The organism is Burkholderia sp. GbtcB21 (genome assembly GCF_019091065.1).
Lineage (GTDB): Bacteria > Pseudomonadota > Gammaproteobacteria > Burkholderiales > Burkholderiaceae > Burkholderia > Burkholderia pyrrocinia_C.
Window position 1 is genome coordinate 1 of record NZ_JAGXKA010000448.1, and the last position, 238, is coordinate 238.

1 pseudogene is annotated in these 238 nt (G+C 64.7%); it reads left to right on the forward strand.

The features are described from left to right. A pseudogene (locus KVT39_RS37340) lies at window positions 1–238 on the forward strand (methionine aminotransferase); the annotation flags it as partial.

The following is a 238-nucleotide window of genomic DNA, read 5'->3' on the forward strand; positions in this document are numbered from 1 at the left end:
GCCGTCCGCCAGGACCCCCTCCCGCGCTATGCGGAGCTTGGTGCGCTCAGGTTAATCGTTTCGTCCTTGCGCAGGACGTCTCACCTCACGGGCTGGAAGGTCGGCTATGTCGCGGCGCCTGCCGCGCTGTCCGCGGAATTCCGCAAGGTCCACCAGTTCAACGTATTCACGGTGAAAACGCCGATGCAGATCGGGCTCGCCGATTACCTGCGCCTCCCGGCACCGAACCTGACACTCG